Source organism: Poseidonocella pacifica (genome assembly GCF_900111875.1).
Taxonomy (GTDB): Bacteria; Pseudomonadota; Alphaproteobacteria; order Rhodobacterales; family Rhodobacteraceae; genus Poseidonocella; species Poseidonocella pacifica.
The window spans coordinates 157,197-174,562 of the sequence record NZ_FOJU01000003.1 but is presented as its reverse complement, the minus strand read 5'-3'; the positions used below and the strand labels follow the sequence as shown (position 1 = coordinate 174,562).

Here is a 17,366-nt window from a genome sequence, read left to right as displayed (position 1 = left end):
CTTGACCCGACCTGCGCGTTCTGCATCTTTGCCGCGACCAAAAAGGGACGCTTCATGGCCGCTGCCGCCGCAGGTTTCGCACTTGCCTTTTCACTGATCCTCGCAATTGGTGCGCAGAACGCATTTGTACTGCGTCAAGGGTTGCGGCGGACGCACGTCTTCGCGGTTTGCCTGACCTGCGCCCTGTCGGACGCGCTTTTGATTGCTGCAGGTGTCGCGGGTTTCGGGGCATTGGTCGAAGCCGCGCCTTGGCTTGAGCAGGTAATGCGGCTCGGAGGCGCAGCTTTCCTTCTCGTATATGGCGCGAGGGCGCTCCGTTCCGCATGGCAATCCCGGCACGGGCTGGAGCCGATCAAGGAAACCACCCACTCGCTCCGGGCCACCTTGCTCACGTGTCTCGCGCTAACCTGGCTCAATCCGCATGTGTATCTTGATACGGTCGTGCTTCTCGGGGCGGTCTCAGCGCAATACCCCGACCGGCTTTCGTTCGCTTTGGGCGCGATGACTTCGAGCTTTGTGTTCTTCTTTGCGCTGGGATACGGCGCCCGCAAGCTGGCACCGTTTTTCGCCGCCCCTCGATCATGGGCGGTTCTGGACGGCATCGTCGGAATTACGATGTGGGCAATCGCTCTGAAACTGTTGTTCGGCTAGTCCTTGCACCTCCGTCGCGACTCGGTCCAAGTGCGAGAAATGACGAGTTCAGCCACAATAACAGCCACAGTAAAAGCCGCGCCCCGCCCCATTGCCGGGGTCTTCTGGATGTTCCTCACAGGGCTGTGCTTTGTTGCCGTGACGGCTTTGGTAAAGTTTCTCGGCCCCGAAGTTCCAGCACCGCAGGCGGCATTCTTGAGATACCTCCTCGGACTCGTTTTTCTCCTGCCGATGATCGGTGCCTTGCGCCGGACGAGGCTAACCCGGCGCATGTGGGGCATCTTTGCAGCGCGCGGAGCTGTCCATACGATCGCAGTGGCGCTTTGGTTCTTTGCGATGACAATGATCCCTTTGGCAGAGGTGACGGCGATGAACTACCTTTCGCCGATCTATGTCACTTTGGGGGCTGCGCTCTTTCTTGGGGAACGCCTTGCGATGCGCAGGGTCCTCGCCGTTGCGATTGCGCTGGCCGGCGCAGTCATCATCCTGCGCCCGGGCTTTCGAGAGCTTAACCTAGGGCATCTCGCCATGCTTGGCACGGCTTTCCTGTTTGGAATCTCCTACCTGTTGGCCAAGACCGCCGCGGATGAGGTTTCCCCGGCAGTGGTCGTCGGAATGCTTTCCATCACTGTGACGATTGGCCTCTTTCCCATCGCGCTCGCTGTCTGGACGCCGGTAAGTCTTTGGGATCTCGCCATACTCTTCGGCGTGGCCTCCTTTGCAACGGCTGGACATTTTGCCATGACCTTGGCCTTTCGCGCGGCCCCGGTCACTGTCACTCAGCCGGTGACATTCCTTCAACTCGTTTGGGCGGTCCTCTTGGGATATTTCGTGTTCGACGAAAGCGTCGACACCTTCGTTGTTCTCGGGGGGGTGGTCATTCTGGCATCCGTCAGTTTCATCACCTTCCGCGAGGCACAACTCAGACGCCGGGCGATCACTCCACCCGACGCGGCCTTGAAGCTCTGAATGGGCACTTCCGGCGCGGGCGTTGCGGAGATATGAAGTAGGGGGACATGGTGCTGCTGGAGAGAATTGAACTCTCGACCTTTTCGTATTGTGTGTTGATATAATTAGATAATTTTTCGAGAATGGCAAGGGGTGTGTAGGAGTTCTGTGTACGGCGTGTCCAACGGCAGCGTAATCAATATTGGCTGAGAATCTAATTTTACGATGCTTCGGACGAGCCTTTGCGTTGCCCCTCGCTTACGGAAGCCCCTGCCGAATGACCGACAGGGGCGCGTTGAAGTGAAGTTTGGGGCGTTTTTAGCGGCGGAAGGCACGGGCATTGGCATTATGCGCCTGACTGGATGCGAGCCTATCGGCCTCTTTGTTCTGGTGATTGCCCCTATGGCCGCGCACCCACACCCAGCGAACGTCATGGCTTGAGGAGGCGGCAATTAGGTGGTGCCAAAGGTCAGAGTTACCAACGGGCTTTCCGCCTGCCTTGCGCCAGCCTGACGCCTGCCATTTTGGGAGCCACTTGGTCATTCCATTGACGAGGTACTGACTGTCCGACAGGATGGTTATCCTAGCTGTCTCGTCAGCCCTGAGCGCTTTCAGTCCTTCAACTGCCGCCATAAGTTCCATTCGGTTGTTCGTCGTCTCAACGTTACAGCCTGAGACTATGCGTTTCTTGATTTCGCTGCCGTCTTCGAGTCTGCGCAGAACAGCGGCATAGCCGCCGGGACCGGGGTTGCCAATGCAGGAGCCGTCGGTGTGGATGGTGATTTCTATGTTAGGCATTGGGGATTTTCCTTGAGGATTTTATTTGGGTTGAGGAGTTGAGCTTGAAAGCTCCCGACCGTCAGGGAGAGGTGTTCGCGACGGAACAGCCCCGCCATGCAGTCGTCGGCGAAGGTTGCGAGGGGTGGGATGAAGCTGACGGGGAGTTTGATGGAGGACCTGCTGAAAGCGGGTGGCGCTTTCGGTATGGGCACTCAGGTGTAGGTCTTCGCCCTTGGAGACCCAAAGCGGCTTTGCCGTGTAAAGGGAGAACTTAAGGTGACCACGGAGGTTATGGTCTTCGCCGCTATCAGCGGCAATGTGTCAGCCATGTCGCAGGTGCCCATTCAGAAGCGAGTAGCGAAGCTGGTTCCACCTGAAGGTTCGAGACTAAAAGCCTTCTTCTTGTGAAGGAGGCGAAGCCGACGCACCCTAAAGGTTCCCTATTATATATACGGAGGGACGTTTTAGGCTGCTGTCGCAAGGGGTTCTACTTTGGCTCGAACAGCCTCGACTATGGTGTCTACGTAGTCAGCGTCTGCCTTGAACTGGGAGGCCGAAACCACAGCCCTCTTGTTGCAGAGAGGTCGGTGCCAGCACTTCACCTTCCTGAAATTGGAGAGACGCGGCACAGCGCCAAGAGCAGTGGAATGGCTCACCGGATGTTCTTCCCTGAGGGTGCCGATACGCGTTTGTTGAAGGTAGGTGCGCAGGGAAACACCGAAGAACTTTTGTGTGTATGCGTTGGCAGCTTGGCTTATCGTCATGTAGGAGCCGGGCGCATTGCGATGGAACAGGTTAGCTTCCGTAGGGCTGGCCGCTAGAAGCTTTGGGTCGGTCAACACGCGGCGAAGATCAGCGGGCGAGGTCTTCCAGATGCGAGGGGCGGTGGGTCGGCCTTCATCACAACGATCATCTAGGTATGCCCCCCGGAAGCCGACTTCCTGTTCAGTGGCGCAGTCTAGAATGCGTTTCATGACTCCGAGCCGCTCGCTTGGCGGTGCACCGTAAAGGGACGCACTGAGGTGAGCGGCGATAGCACAGTGCCGTTGATTCATGGCCTTGTTCTCCTTTGACCTGTCACCGCGCTTTGCATTTCTCGTTGCAGCTTTTCGGCAGTTGGAGTGGCAATATTTCTGGTCTTTTCGGCTCGGCTCAAAACGTTCGCCGCATCGAGAACAGCACTTTTGGTCCGCGCTGGGGGCACCAGCCGGTTCTACTGAGGTGGGCATGTGATCTGGTCCTTTTGGAGTGGGGGCGATCCAGCACTATCTGAAGCACGGATATGCCCTGCCTTGCTCGCGCGGTTGGCACTCACGGAGCTACGGTGTGTCAGTTCATGGCAAGCTTGGAAGTGTTGACATGCCATCCTGGAGGAATGCGCCTGAGACGAAATGCACCGCCAGCTAGAGCGGCAACTTCGTCGGCTACTCCCAGAGGAATGGAACGCCTGTTAAAGGCATTGTTGGGGGATAATTGATCGAACGGTTCTGAATGGTCTACATGCGGTCTCTCGAAGGCCGCTAAAGAGCCAAACCCAGCATGGCCTCCGAGGGCCGCGTGGGCTTCCTGCTGGGCAATTTCTAGCAAACTGCAGACAGTCAGCCTTAGGGGTGAGAAGACTGTTGATCGCGTTTAGAAAGTCTCAGGCGATGGGGCGGTATGTTATTCACTTTCACCCAGACGAAAAATCATCGTCGCATGTCACAATCGGGCGACCCTCAGAAAGATCGCGGAATTACCCAATAAGTGCTCCTCCACGGTTATGACGTGCAAGTTGCAACGTCAGTGACGTGCTTCATTCTCCCTCCTCCTAGCGCAAGATGCGATAGACGCTAGACTTCCCAATGCCGAGTGTCTCCGCGATCTTGAGAGACGGCATGCCTTCATCAGCCAGCTTCTTAACTTCGTCGGCTCTGGCCATCGCAGTGGCCTTACGCCCTTTATACTTGCCATCTGCCTTCGCCTTGGCGATGCCCTCCCGCTGCCGTTCAAGCATGATCTCCCGCTCGAACTGCGCGATACTGGCCAGCATGTTCAACATCAGGCGACCGTTCGGGGTGCCCGTATCAATCGCCCCGTCAAGGATGCGGAGGGCCACGCCTTTCTCTGCGAGGGTTTCAGTGATGGTAACGAGGTGGGCCACTGAGCGCGCCAGACGGTCCAGCTTAGTGACTACCAGAACGTCGCCCGCACGGCAGAAATCTATCGCGGCATCCAACTTTACCCGCTGTTCCACATTCACTGAAGAAACTTGTTCCTCGAAAATCTTCTCACACCTCGCAGAAGTGAGGTCGCGTCGCTGTGCTTCTAGTCCTGCCTTCTGGTCCAAGGTTGAGGTACGAGCATAACCGATAAGCATTGTGGGTCCTTCCAAATGATCTCTTAGACATTGTGGGAATTTTTTCCCAAAATGTCAAACCCATTTATGTGGGAAGGTTTTCACTGGCCCAACGTATTCCCGCACAACCAAGGTCTAGTGGGAAAGGGCACTTTGATTTCATCGTGAGGTCGGAGGCGTGTGTCTGTATAAAATTTTTAGGCAAGGGGTCCCGCAAATTGAGAAGGTGATCGACAGAGGGTGCCCCCCAGGGGGGGATTTCGCGAGACGCTATACCTATCTCAGGGAGACGGATTTTCGCGACGAAATGGCATCGACCCGGAACCGATACACTTATTGCCGTAGGTACTATTTCTCCACCCAGAGAAACACGAAGTAGCTCTTGAACACCCCCGTGTTCGCATATTTTTGGAGTATGCTCGCAAACCTTGTGGACCAGCTACGCAAGCATTGTTGTCATTCGTTAAGGTGGTTTAATTTCTGCTGCTGCTGCTGCTGCTGCTGCTGCTGCTGCTACGAAGACCTTCGTGAAAAGAATGGAGAGGGCCTGTCCGCGGCGGGTGCTAAGTTGAATGAACCGTTAGACATGGGGGGCGGTAGATGAGTGCGTAGAGACATTCTCTAATTTAAAGCATTAATGATCGCCAATTGAACTGATATCGCGTCTACTCCCATTAGAATTTCGCCGTTGCTTGGCAATTGGTGTTTGGCGAAGGATTGAAGAACCACTTGCTCTACTGACAACGCATGATCAGCATCGTCAAATCTATGAGTAAAAGCTAGTGTCCATTTTAAGCCAGTAAGTTCTGGCATGATGGTATGATTATAATGCCTAAGTCGATTTTTTGGTTCATGTGACATGCCGACCTTTAGCGCCTTCTTGTTGTTAAGTTCTAAAATGTAGACGAACCAATGCTCATGTGCTGTGTGCGTAACGAAATAATCTCCACCCTGGGGGGGCGGTCCTGGTCGATAAGTGCTTGGCTGATCAGAAGAAGTAGGTGCGTTGCTTAGTTTAGCGGTAGAACTGCGCCAGAGTCTTAGGAACTCGCGCTCCAGCGCTTCAGCGTCGATTTCCTTAGTTAATGGTTCGTAGAACTCATCCCAGACTTTACGATCAACCGCGCCTGCACCAGAGAAACCCTCCCTCACATCGCGGGGGTCAATGTGTCTGAAGTTTAGTACCTTATTGTAAACACCTTTAACTGCGCGCCCAATCAGCGATGCGGTGTCAGCGACCGGGGAACCAGGTTTCTGGGATAAGCTTCCACCATAGGTTTGATGATAAGCCCTCAGTGCCGCAATGCTTTCAGCTCGAGACCAACTGACGCCCGTTCTTTCCCAAAGATCGCCGATGCGATCGAGGTGCACGCCTTCAACCACATAGTTGGACATATTCGCCATTTTAAGTATCGTCAGATCGCTCAATATTGGATCGGTGATCATCCATGCACGGTGGATAACTTCCCGTTTATTAGCAACGTCATCGATGCGTAGGCGGACACGCGGCTCATTGGAATTCGCGAGTGTTTCATCTACCCAGAACAGCTTGCCAGGCTCAGAATCAGGTCGGATGCTCGCGGTGTCAAGAAGGTGACCTTTGGCGACAATACCGGCAACAGTTTTTTGTTTTCCTTGTGAGCGCCAAATGTACACAGTGTCGTCCGGGCGCATAAGTGAAGCTTGTTGATTTGCAGCAAATAGAATATCCCGTGTTTCGGATGCTAGCAGCCCATCGATGTCGTAATGATCTGGGTTGCACTGAAAAATCCATGTGGTCAATTTTAGGCCTATTTTTTTATGCGCATCGTTGATTGCTGCTTGATTAAAGATTGTTTAGATAATACTTGCAATAAATTTCTCACCAAAAGCTTCCTGTCAGACCCGTCTGGTCTGGCAAAATCTTTGACGTGCATCACGTGTTCCAGCGTGTAGACAATACTTATTGGACTATCACATTCGGCTAAATAATTTCTTGCTGAGTAAGTAGCGCTTCGGTTCACAGGTAATGATGTTGGCCTTGCCCTCGTTGTCGCGTTCGAAGTCACATTAATGCTGCAGTGGGCAACAAGCGCCGCTACTGGGGCGAGGCTTGAAGACGCCGAATGCCTGGTTAGAGCCGCGAAAGACGTGGGCGAAAATGTAGCTTTAGTGTGATAGTTCTTTCCTCCGCATTCTATTCGCAACCTATCCCATCCCTATCGCGATCCAAGCGATATACGTCTCTACCAACGACCCGAACGGGGCCGCGCACATATGCAGGGCCGTCCCCGCGTCCGCCGGCGCAATCAACATCGCTAGCGATTGGTACACATGCACCCGAGTAATTGGGGTGACATTGAGGTGCCCGTTTTGTCGATGGCTTTGCAGCTGCGGCGATGGGCTTGCTAGGGCTTAGGTACTTTGCCGACATCCACCCCGAACGGCTATCTGAAGACAGTTTTGTCCAGCCTTCTTTTGTCTCTAGTTCTTTGACAGCTTGACCTTTGCGTAGCTGGAATAGTCTAGCGTAGGCGGTACTTGGGCCGCGTCGGACATTCACAACCGAGCCTGTTACATAGAGGGTCCTGTAACTCTCGGGGTTCGGGGCAGTCAGTTTTTCCCACATCGGTTTGACAGGCGTCTCTGCAACCCTTGGCGGATTGACTTTAGAGGGTGCAATTGGCTTTGCTTGTGTTCTTTCTGAATCGTCTGTGCCTATGGTGGCCAAACCTACCCAAGCGACGCCAAGGACTAAAGCCCATCTACGGACGCTCATTGAGACAAACCTTATCGCGCAATGTAGCCACCGTGGGTTGAGAAAGTCGTGTCGTCAAGTCATCTCGACGACATTCATCGAGGAGCGGTCGTCACAATAGTTTCTCAAGATCGGCACGAACGGCTGCTTCCGAAAAGCCGCGTGGCACCAAGCGAAGTCTTTCAAATGCTCGGCTCGTTGCAGCCCGTTCGCCTACTGCCTAAGTGGAACGACGTTTGAACTACCGTAGGTAAGAGCAAGCGCGCCTTCACCGCGCATGGTGCCGATTGCCTCTTCAACTGCCGCTCGGTGGTCTTCAAAAAGATCGTCCCAGACAATGGACTACCCGTCTTCGGTCGCAACTCTCAGTGACCAACCGTCCCTGCGTGAGAGTTTGTAGATATCCACTTTGAATGGCACTTCATCCTCAACGGTGTGCTGCGAGTTGCTGGAAATGACAAGGTTGGGTTTGCGTTCAATCCAGATACCTCACTGATCGCCTGTAGGTGATAGTAGCGCTGATCACAGGGGCCAATATCCGCGAAGCGGGATGCGGTCGTAGTATCTTAAGCAGTCGACGACTGGCCGCTATCGGCAGGGCTTTCTCGGCCGATTTTGCAACGTCAGCGAAATGTTTGCGTTGCTCGCTCGTTCGCATGGGGTAGAAGTAGGTGTCCTAGTCGCTCAGTAAACACGGACCATGTTGTGCATGCGCGACATCCTATTCGCGCCATGTGGAAAACTAAGGATTACTATGTCCAAAGCCTTCATCCGCCTCAGCATTGCCGCGCTTCTAATTTTACCCAGCGCCGGGATTTCTGTTCAGGTAATTGAGGGACGTGTGACCAAGGTTAGAGACGTAGACACCATCGTCGTTGCCGGGACGCCTGTGAGGCTCAATGGGGTAGATGGCCCTGAGAGAAGCACCCCAGCGGGGCGTGAAGCCACCTTCTTTATGCAAAGGCTTGTTGGCGGGAAGAGGATTACCTGTGAGCTGAATGGCGAGCGCACCTATGACCGATGGGTTGGTGTTTGCTACCTGGAAGGCAAGGACATAGGGGCCATGGCCATCGCCGAGGGGCAGGCTTTGGATTGCCCTAGATACTCTGGGGGGCGGTACGGAGGCCTTGAGACAAGAGCGGCACGATCACGGATACAGAGAGCTGGGTATTGTTGAAGCGGGCCATCCGAAATCGGTAGTTAGATTTGCAGTATGCCATCCCCAAGTACCAGATAATAGAGAGGGGCGACGCGGGTGCGGTGACAAAGTTAGCAAGAGTGTACCGCCAAGTATGGCGGTTCCGCAAACATGGTGGTGCTAGGGTATGGACTTACACGCAATAGACCCACGGTTGCTGCGAGCGCGATTGCCGTCAGCCACACCTTGGGCTATCTCTCGTACGGGTAGCCACATGCCGCCAGTCCCTAAGCCTCCCAAACATGATTTCGATACGATGGAAAAGCGCTTCATCGTATTCCTTTGAGTTTGGGAGAGGGGAGGGGCGAACGCTTTGGATGCCACTACTCATTGAGCCAAGTTTTCAGATGCCGTCATGTACAATTTGGTTGTAGGGCAAATGATCGATATGGGCATCTTGCCTACCAAGCTCATTTTCTGTCCCGGCTGCCCAAGAACCTCAAAATTTTATTATTATCCCACGATGCGGACGGTGGAGATTGAGGCCGTTCTCTTCGGCTCGGAATTGCCTGTTATGCCCAAGGCGCTGGGCTTCGGCGCGCTCCTAGATGGCATTAACAAAGCTTTGCGGTCTCACTGGAAGCTTCACCTTGGGTCGTCTTCAGTTGTCTTCTAGTCATATAGCTCGACCCGTGGAAGTTTACATATTTCACGGTACAGTGCCCGGATGGAATACTCTCCGTAATCTTCGCTGGCACCCTTACCTGTGTGGCCTTGAAGCGCGTCGAGGTATTCGAGACCGATAGCGTGGTTGCGCCCAAGGGTCTTGAAGCGGTGTCGCCAAGCATGGTTTGGCTGTATTCGGTTATCTGTGACGCCAACTTCGTGTCGGACCCAACTAGCGATTTTGTCCCGCACATTGCTCGAGAAGGCTATTGCTTGTTCGAGATTCTGAGCGCCTGAATGGAATAGATATCCCATTGGCGCATCGCTGATAAACTTTGTCAGGCCGAGTTCCTGCAAATGAGGATGGACCGGTACAGTTCTAAATTGCCTGGACTTGACGGTCCCCGCCTCCGGAGTAATGGTCAGCCACGGAATTTCATCCTCCCAAGACAAATCCTGCTTGCGAAGTTGGGCAATTTCACCGCCCCTCGCGCCAGTGTAGGCGCAAATCCACGGCAACCACCGTCGGGCAAGCCTGTTGTATTTGCTTACCTTCGAGTTTTGCTCTAGTGCAGCCAAGGAAGCCAAGAGGATTTTCTTCGTTTCTTCGTCAGTGAAACCCTTCGGGCGGGTTATTATTCTCTTTGCCACCTTCACGACGACGCCCTCCGTAGGGTTCGTTGTGATAAGGAAGTTCGCTTGGCCATGTCTTAGGATTGCTCGAACCGCCGCTAGGTATTTCCTGCTGACTGTTTTAGATGCGAGACCCTTCTCATCGCGCAGGTATTGGCACCATTCAGAGATTTCCTTGTTGGTCATGCGCGCGACGTCTTCGTGGCCGAGATACGTTTTCAAGCTCTGAAGTTTCTGCGAAAAGTCTGTGATGGTTTTAGCTGACTTCCCTTCGCTGAGATGGTCATTTCTCCAGCGCTCGAAGAGTGCCGTCAGTGTCGGGCGTTCATTGGTATTTCGCGCCTGCTCCTCACTCTTCCATTTCGGAAATCGGGTGGCCGCTGGGTCTTCGGAATAATCGCCTCCGGCGCGTTTTAGCTGTTGTTCTGCTGCTTGCGTCCACGCGTTATGTACTTCGCGGAGTAGCCGCTCTCTGCTCCTGCGGTCAGGCACAATCCCTTCTTCTGCAAGAAGTTGGTCTGCAGCGTCGCCGTACCACTGCTCAAACCCGTTTACAGCAGCCTCGGCTTGTTGACTCAGGCGCAGGACTTGGTGCCATATCTCAGCCTCTCCCGGCTCGTCCTCGAGGATATCCATCAGATTTGAGTAGATGCGTCCTGAAAGCGCGACAAGTTGCTTGTGGGGGAGGGGCTTCGGTCCGGCGCGCAATGCCGTCCATTGCTTCTGCAATGTCGCATACTCCTTAGAAAACCGCTGCTTGGCCTCCGAGGGGTCTCTTGTGCGTAGTGATTTGAGAATCTTCCTACGACCAATTTTTCCGACCAAATCGGTGGGAACGCGGACATTCAGGTAAAAGATTCCGCTGAGAGGGTCTTTGTAGGGACTAGGCATCTTCAGGGTCACTGTGTAGGACCGCTGTGTAGGGGTCGGCAAGCGCAAAGCTTTGATATTTTAGAAGTATTTGAGATATTTGTGCAATTCATGGTGCTGCTGGAGAGAATTGAACTCTCGACCTCTCCCTTACCAAGGGAGTGCTCTACCTCTGAGCTACAGCAGCGCCGTGGGCGGCTCTTTACGGACATTCTTGGCGCGGCGCAAGCGCTATCTGGACGCTTTTTCATCCCTGCTGTAGAGAGGGGGCCATGGCCAAAAAGAACAGCGATAAACCGGTGGTCAAAAGTGGACAAACCCGCGAAGACCGGCTGAAGCAGGCACTCAAGGCGAACCTCGCACGGCGCAAGGCGCAGGCCCGCGCCCGAAGCGATGAGACCGAGAAAAAGGAATAGAGGCAGATGGATTCGATTGTGGTGACGGGCAATGGCCCGTTGAAAGGCGAAATCCCTATTGCAGGGGCGAAGAATGCCTGTCTGACGCTCATGCCCGCGACGCTTCTAAGCGACGAGCCTTTGACGCTGACCAACGCGCCCCGTCTGTCGGATATTCGAACGATGACCGTGCTGCTGCAATCTCTCGGGGCGGAGGTGCAGTCGCTGCAAGGCGGACAGGTCCTTGCCATGTCGAGCCATGATCTCAACACTGACAAGGCCGATTATGACATCGTTCGCAAGATGCGCGCATCGGTGCTGGTTCTCGGGCCGCTTCTGGCGCGGCGGGGGCATGCGGTCGTGTCGCTGCCCGGAGGATGTGCCATCGGGGCCCGGCCGGTGGATTTGCATCTAAGGGCGCTGGAAGCCATGGGCGCCGAACTCGATCTCCGCGAAGGCTATGTCCATGCAAAGGCGCCGAGCGGTGGGCTGCGCGGCGGAACCTATGAGTTCCCCATCGTATCTGTCGGAGCCACGGAAAACGCCTTGATGGCCGCGACGCTCGCCAAAGGGACGACCGTGCTGAAGAATGTGGCGCGCGAGCCGGAAATTGTCGATCTGGCCCGATGCCTCAAAGCCATGGGTGCGCAGATCGAGGGGGAGGGGACCTCGACGATCACGATTGAGGGCGTCGAGCGTCTGCACGGTGCGACCCACCGCGTCGTGACCGACCGGATCGAACTGGGGACCTATATGCTCGCGCCGGCGATATGTGGCGGCGAGGTCGAACTCCTGGGCGGTTCCCGCGATCTTGTTGGAGCATTCTGCGACAAGCTTGAGGAAACGGGCGTCGAAGTACGCGAAACGGATCGCGGCCTCATTGTTTCGCGAAAAAACGGCATCCTCAGGGCAGTAGATGTCACCACTGCTCCTTTTCCGGGGTTCCCGACGGATCTGCAGGCCCAGATGATGGCGCTTCTCTGCACCGCGGAGGGGACGTCTTTGCTCGAAGAGAAGATTTTCGAGAATCGGTTCATGCATGCCCCAGAACTCATACGAATGGGCGCAAAGATCGATGTTCATGGGGGCACCGCACGGGTCACCGGGGTAGAGCGCCTCAAGGGTGCGCCGGTCATGGCCACCGATCTGCGTGCTTCGGTATCGCTGATCCTCGCAGGCCTTGCTGCTGAGGGGGAAACCGTGGTGTCGCGCGTCTATCACCTCGATCGGGGCTACGAACATGTCGTGCGCAAGCTATCTGGTGTTGGAGCAAAAATCGAACGGGTGAAGGAATGAGTGACGACGCAAGGTTTGAGGACGGCTTCGGTGGGCCGCTGAACGTTGGCGCGGTGGATCCCGACGACATCAAGGTTATCTCCGCTTTGGTGCAGGACGCGGTGTTCCCGGTAACGGAAATTCGTTGGCTGCGCTCCGATCGAAAGTTTGCGCTTTTGCTGAATCGCTTCCGGTGGGAGCTGGGCGGGGGCGCTCCTGAGCGAGTGCAATCGCTCCTCGTGGTCTCTGATGTTCTGAATGTGGAAAGCCAAGGTGTGGACCGGTCGCAGCGCGAGACTGTCCTGTCGTTGCTTTCTATCGGTTTCGAACCGGTGGCGGACGGTGGGGGGCACATTGTCTTTCTGCTTGCCGGCGACGGAGCGCTTCGTGTCGAAGTTGAAGCAGTTGACCTTCGACTCAAAGACGTGACTCGTCCGTATGTCGCACCTTCGGGGCGGGCCCCGTCGCATGAGGTCTAAGGATCGCCTTCTCGCGGTGGCGCTGTCGTAGGTTTCCATAGTGTATCTTGCGGTCACTGTTCTTCAGAACGGTGCGGATATCGGAAAGGTTCTGTTAACCAAGTCCGATAAACATCAGTGATGCGAGAATTTTCTTGTAATGTTCCCTTTACGACCTCATGTTACGAGAACATGAGGCGAACATCTAGAGAATTGCCGCGCGCCGACGGCTGTGAAATAAGGACGCAAAGCAATGGCAGACCTATTGGACATGAACAGCAAAAAATCCCCCGACAAGCAAAAAGCCCTCGACAGCGCACTGGCTCAGATTGAACGCCAATTCGGCAAGGGCTCAATCATGAAACTGGGCGTCGACAGCCCCATTCAGGAAATTGAGTCGACCTCCACAGGCTCACTCGGCCTTGATATCGCACTTGGGATCGGTGGCCTGCCCAAAGGTCGCATCGTTGAGATTTACGGTCCCGAAAGCTCCGGCAAAACGACACTCACTCTCCATTGTGTGGCCGAGGAGCAGAAAAAAGGCGGCGTTTGCGCCTTTGTCGATGCGGAGCACGCGCTTGACCCGCAGTACGCCAAAAAGCTTGGCGTCAGCTTGGACGAATTGCTGATCTCTCAGCCGGACAATGGTGAGCAGGCGCTTGAGATCACGGATACGCTGGTCCGCTCCGGGGCGGTCAACATGGTCGTCGTTGATTCCGTGGCGGCGCTTACCCCCAAGTCCGAACTCGAAGGCGACATGGGCGATTCCAACGTCGGCGTGCAGGCGCGCTTGATGAGCCAGGCCATGCGCAAGCTGACGGGGTCTATCTCGCGTTCCAACTGCATGGTGATCTTCATCAACCAGATCCGCATGAAGATCGGGGTCATGTTCGGCTCGCCCGAGACGACCACGGGCGGCAATGCGCTGAAGTTCTATTCCTCCGTACGTCTGGACATCCGCCGGATTGGATCGATCAAGGATCGCGACGAAGTCGTTGGCAGCCACACTCGCGTGAAGGTAGTCAAAAATAAGGTCGCGCCACCGTTCAAGCAGGTAGAGTTCGACATCATGTACGGCGAAGGGATCTCCAAGATGGGCGAATTGCTCGATCTGGGAGTGAAGGTCGGCGTGGTTGATAAATCTGGGGCTTGGTACAGCTATGGTGATGAGCGTATCGGTCAGGGCCGGGAAAACGCCAAACAGTTCCTTCGGGAGAACACGGCGATGTCCGAGGAAATCGAAGCCAAGATCCGTGCTGCACATGGTGTCGTTTTCGATGCCAAAGAAGACAACGGCGCGGATATTCTCGAAGACTAGATTCAAACATATTTTCAGAGTGGGGGCGTCCGGTTCGGGCGCCCTTCTCATTTTGTGTCCCTAGGTTCGTTAGGTGGACAGCGAGACGGACTGGGGGTATGCCGTTCCAAAGTCAGACAAACGCCGGAAAGTAAGCTATATGCCGTCGCTTAACGATATCCGAACCACCTTCCTCGACTACTTTGCAAAGCAGGGCCACGAGGTCGTTCCATCAAGCCCCTTGGTCCCCCGCAACGATCCCACCCTGATGTTTACCAATTCTGGGATGGTGCAGTTCAAGAACCTCTTCACGGGGGTGGAACAACGCGACTACTCCCGAGCGACCACTGCGCAGAAGTGTGTTCGAGCCGGGGGCAAACACAACGATCTCGACAACGTCGGGTATACCGCGCGCCACCACACGTTTTTCGAGATGCTCGGAAACTTCTCTTTTGGGGATTACTTCAAATCCGAGGCGATTCCGTTCGCGTGGGAGTTGATCACGCGAGAGTTGGATATCCCCAAGGAACGGTTGATCGTTACCGTCTATCATACGGACGAAGAGGCCGTTGAAATCTGGAAAAGGACCGGCGTGCCCGAAGACCGGATCATACGGATCGCCACGAACGACAATTTCTGGATGATGGGGCCGACTGGCCCGTGTGGGCCGTGCACGGAAATCTTTTTCGATCACGGAGAGAAATACTGGGGTGGTCCTCCGGGAAGCCCCGAGGAAGACGGTGACCGGTTCGTTGAGATCTGGAACCTTGTCTTCATGCAATATGAGCAGTTCGAGGACGGCACGCGGCGCGAGCTTTCGGCGCAATCCATCGATACCGGTATGGGTATCGAGCGGGTGGCGGCGCTGCTGCAGGGTACGAACGACAACTACGGAACCGATCTGATGCGCTCGCTCATCGAAGCAAGCGCCCATGCGTCGAGCACCGAACCCGATGGACCGGGGAAATCGCATCACCGGGTGATCGCCGATCACCTTCGTTCCACGTCCTTCCTGATTGCGGATGGCGTCATGCCATCGAACGACGGTCGGGGCTATGTCCTTCGTCGGATCATGCGTCGCGCCATGCGTCACGCCCATCTTCTTGGTGCCAAAGATCCCCTGATGCACCGTCTCGTACCAACTTTGGTGCGGCAGATGGGGGCCGCTTATCCGGAACTTGGGCGGGCACAGGCACTCATCGAAGAAACCCTGCGTTTGGAAGAGAGTCGTTTCAAGCAGACGCTGGAGCGTGGTTTGAGGCTTTTGGACGACGAGTTGGCAGGATTGCCCGACGAGGCGCCTCTTCCCGGCGAAGCGGCATTCAAGCTCTATGACACTTACGGATTCCCCCTCGATCTGACGCAAGATGCGCTGCGCGAAAAAAACCGCTCGGTGGATACCGAAGGTTTCGACAGCGCTATGGCCAAACAAAAGGCCTTGGCGCGGGCGGCGTGGTCAGGATCTGGTGAGGCCGCGGATGCCGCGGTCTGGTTCGACCTTCTGCAAACCCATGGCGGGACAGATTTTCTGGGCTACGAAACCGAAATCGCAGAGGGCCAAATTCTTGCGCTCGTCAGTGGCAAGGACGAAGTCGAAACGCTGTCCGAAGGTGAATCCGGTTGGGTGGTCACCAACCAGACGCCCTTTTATGGCGAAGCCGGCGGTCAGGTTGGAGACACCGGGTTTCTGCGCCGCCTCGAGGATGAAGACGACTTCGCCGAAGTAACCGACACGCAGCGGATGGGCGAGGGCCGGCTCTTGGTCCATCAGGTCACCGTGAAACGCGGCACGCTCTCAAAATCCGACGCGGTTCAGCTGGAGGTGGATCATGCCCGACGCTCGGCGATCCGGGCCAATCACTCCGCGACCCACCTGCTCAATGAGGCGCTGCGCAGGGCGCTTGGCGACCATGTGGCACAGCGGGGCTCGCTCAACGCGCAGGACCGGCTGCGGTTTGATTTCAGCCACGCCAAGGCACTTACTGCGGAGGAGTTGGAGCAGGTCGAATCCGTTGTGAACGACTACATCCGCCAGAATTCGCCTGTTGAGACGCGGATCATGACCCCAGACGATGCCCGCGCAATGGGTGCGCAGGCGCTTTTCGGTGAGAAGTACGGCGATGAGGTGCGCGTGGTCTCAATGGGGCTCGATTCCGATAGTGGCAAGGGAAGCAACAAGTCTACCTATTCCATCGAGCTCTGCGGCGGGACCCATGTACGCCAGACCGGGGATATCGGGCTTTGCGTCGTTCTGGGCGATACGGCATCGAGTGCGGGCGTACGGCGCATTGAAGCGCTGACAGGCAAGGCCGCGTTGGACCATCTCGCAGAGCGCGGCAAACTTCTTAGCGCGACAGCCGCAGAACTGAAGATAAGCCCGAACGACGTTCCAGCCCGTGTAAAGACGCTGCTTGAAGAGCGCCGTGCACTCACCAATGAGGTTTCCCAACTTCGGCGTGAACTTGCGATGTCGGGCGGTGAAAAAGCTGCGGCACCGGAAGCGCGGGAGATCAACGGCATCAAGTTCGTGGCGCAAGTGCTTTCTGGCGTTACCGGGAAGGATCTGCCCGCTCTCATCGACGAGCATAAGGCGCGGATTGGATCCGGCGCGGTCCTTCTTATCGCGGATGCCGATGGCAAGGTCGCAGTAGCAGCCGGCGTGACGAGCGATGCGGTGGCCAAGGTTTCCGCCGTCGATCTGGTCAAGGCAGCAGTGGTCGAACTTGGCGGGAAGGGCGGCGGGGGCCGTCCCGACATGGCGCAAGGTGGCGGCAAGGATGCCACCCACGCGGATCAGGCTATAAGGGCCGCGGAAGCAATTTTGGAGGACGCACAATGACGGCATTGTGGATCGCGCATGTACATGTGACGGATGAAGCTGCTTATGGCGAATATGCCAAGCGTGCCACGGGGGCCATCGCTGATCACGGGGGTGTTTTCCTGGCGCGCGGCGGAAAATATGAGCAGTTGGAGGGGCGGGATAGATCCCGCAACGTCGTCGCACGCTTTCCAAGCCTGCAGGCCGCGCATGATTGCTATAATTCGCCCGCATATCAGGAGGCGCTGGACTTTGCCCGGAATGCGGCGGAACGCGATCTGGTGATCGTCGAAGAAGTGGAATAGCGCGCGCCCACTTAGAAATCGTAAAACGCCGGGGGTATTGAGCCCCCGGCGTTTTTC

15 protein-coding genes, 1 tRNA gene and 1 pseudogene are annotated in these 17,366 nt (G+C 55.8%); 9 read left to right on the top strand and 8 right to left on the bottom strand.

Translation table 11 applies throughout. From position 1 onward, the window contains the following. Nucleotides 1-54: 54 nt before the first annotated feature. Nucleotides 55-651: a LysE/ArgO family amino acid transporter gene (locus BM234_RS09445; protein ID WP_092063777.1), complete on the top strand. Its 597-nt coding sequence runs from the start codon at nucleotides 55-57 to the stop codon at nucleotides 649-651. 39 nt (nucleotides 652-690) lie between these two features. Beyond that, nucleotides 691-1,620, top strand: a complete 930-nt coding sequence (locus tag BM234_RS09440; RefSeq protein ID WP_245752566.1) for a DMT family transporter — start codon at nucleotides 691-693, stop codon at nucleotides 1,618-1,620. Between the two features lie 297 nt (nucleotides 1,621-1,917). Here the strand turns inward: BM234_RS09440 and rnhA are convergent, their stop codons facing one another. The 5 genes from rnhA to BM234_RS17845 all read right to left on the bottom strand — a co-directional run bounded on the left by rnhA (nucleotide 1,918) and on the right by BM234_RS17845 (nucleotide 7,325). After that, nucleotides 1,918-2,397 carry a ribonuclease HI gene (rnhA, locus tag BM234_RS09435; protein WP_092063771.1) on the bottom strand — a complete coding sequence of 160 codons (480 nt, stop codon included), beginning with the start codon at nucleotides 2,395-2,397 and terminating at the stop codon, nucleotides 1,918-1,920. A 446-nt stretch (nucleotides 2,398-2,843) separates the two neighbouring features. Next, nucleotides 2,844-3,434 (bottom strand): hypothetical protein, encoded by a 591-nt coding sequence (locus BM234_RS09430; protein ID WP_092063768.1) that lies wholly within the window; start codon nucleotides 3,432-3,434, stop codon nucleotides 2,844-2,846. 755 nt (nucleotides 3,435-4,189) lie between these two features. Next, nucleotides 4,190-4,738: a recombinase family protein gene (locus BM234_RS09425; RefSeq protein ID WP_092063765.1), complete on the bottom strand. Its 549-nt coding sequence runs from the start codon at nucleotides 4,736-4,738 to the stop codon at nucleotides 4,190-4,192. 600 nt (nucleotides 4,739-5,338) lie between these two features. Next, nucleotides 5,339-6,499 carry an EVE domain-containing protein gene (locus BM234_RS09420; protein ID WP_139226792.1) on the bottom strand — a complete coding sequence of 387 codons (1,161 nt, stop codon included), beginning with the start codon at nucleotides 6,497-6,499 and terminating at the stop codon, nucleotides 5,339-5,341. Between the two features lie 394 nt (nucleotides 6,500-6,893). Further along, entirely contained in the window at nucleotides 6,894-7,325 is a 432-nt protein-coding gene (locus BM234_RS17845; protein ID WP_425439242.1) for an SH3 domain-containing protein, read from the bottom strand. Between the two features lie 829 nt (nucleotides 7,326-8,154). Between BM234_RS17845 and BM234_RS09410 the strand changes: the two genes are divergently transcribed. Next, a complete protein-coding gene (locus BM234_RS09410) occupies nucleotides 8,155-8,631 on the top strand; it encodes a thermonuclease family protein (protein WP_342714676.1) in 477 nt (158 codons plus the stop codon). A gap of 170 nt (nucleotides 8,632-8,801) precedes the next feature. Here BM234_RS09410 and BM234_RS17840 read toward each other — a convergent pair. The 3 genes and pseudogenes from BM234_RS17840 to BM234_RS09395 form a co-directional block, all read right to left on the bottom strand. After that, nucleotides 8,802-8,911: pseudogene (locus tag BM234_RS17840) on the bottom strand (IS5/IS1182 family transposase); the annotation flags it as partial. Nucleotides 8,912-9,264: 353 nt separating this feature from the next. Further along, nucleotides 9,265-10,794, bottom strand: a complete 1,530-nt coding sequence (locus BM234_RS09400) for a DUF6538 domain-containing protein (RefSeq protein ID WP_139226791.1) — start codon at nucleotides 10,792-10,794, stop codon at nucleotides 9,265-9,267. A 79-nt stretch (nucleotides 10,795-10,873) separates the two neighbouring features. Next, a tRNA-Thr gene (locus BM234_RS09395) sits at nucleotides 10,874-10,948 on the bottom strand. An 85-nt stretch (nucleotides 10,949-11,033) separates the two neighbouring features. On the opposite strand from BM234_RS09395, the gene BM234_RS17470 reads away from it, so the two are divergent. From BM234_RS17470 to BM234_RS09370, 6 genes are all read left to right on the top strand, one after another. Beyond that, nucleotides 11,034-11,177, top strand: a complete 144-nt coding sequence (locus tag BM234_RS17470) for a hypothetical protein (protein WP_175501238.1) — start codon at nucleotides 11,034-11,036, stop codon at nucleotides 11,175-11,177. A gap of 6 nt (nucleotides 11,178-11,183) precedes the next feature. Then, nucleotides 11,184-12,452: a UDP-N-acetylglucosamine 1-carboxyvinyltransferase gene (gene murA, locus BM234_RS09390; RefSeq protein WP_092063747.1), complete on the top strand. Its 1,269-nt coding sequence runs from the start codon at nucleotides 11,184-11,186 to the stop codon at nucleotides 12,450-12,452. Further along, nucleotides 12,449-12,910, top strand: a complete 462-nt coding sequence (locus BM234_RS09385) for a DUF2948 family protein (protein ID WP_092063744.1) — start codon at nucleotides 12,449-12,451, stop codon at nucleotides 12,908-12,910. Before murA ends, BM234_RS09385 begins: the two co-directional genes overlap by 4 nt. A gap of 232 nt (nucleotides 12,911-13,142) precedes the next feature. Further along, nucleotides 13,143-14,207 (top strand): recombinase RecA, encoded by a 1,065-nt coding sequence (gene recA, locus BM234_RS09380; protein WP_092063741.1) that lies wholly within the window; start codon nucleotides 13,143-13,145, stop codon nucleotides 14,205-14,207. A gap of 139 nt (nucleotides 14,208-14,346) precedes the next feature. Beyond that, nucleotides 14,347-17,025 (top strand): alanine--tRNA ligase, encoded by a 2,679-nt coding sequence (alaS, locus tag BM234_RS09375; protein WP_092063738.1) that lies wholly within the window; start codon nucleotides 14,347-14,349, stop codon nucleotides 17,023-17,025. Further along, a complete protein-coding gene (locus BM234_RS09370; protein WP_092063735.1) occupies nucleotides 17,022-17,309 on the top strand; it encodes a DUF1330 domain-containing protein in 288 nt (95 codons plus the stop codon). Before alaS ends, BM234_RS09370 begins: the two co-directional genes overlap by 4 nt. Nucleotides 17,310-17,366: the final 57 nt, after the last annotated feature.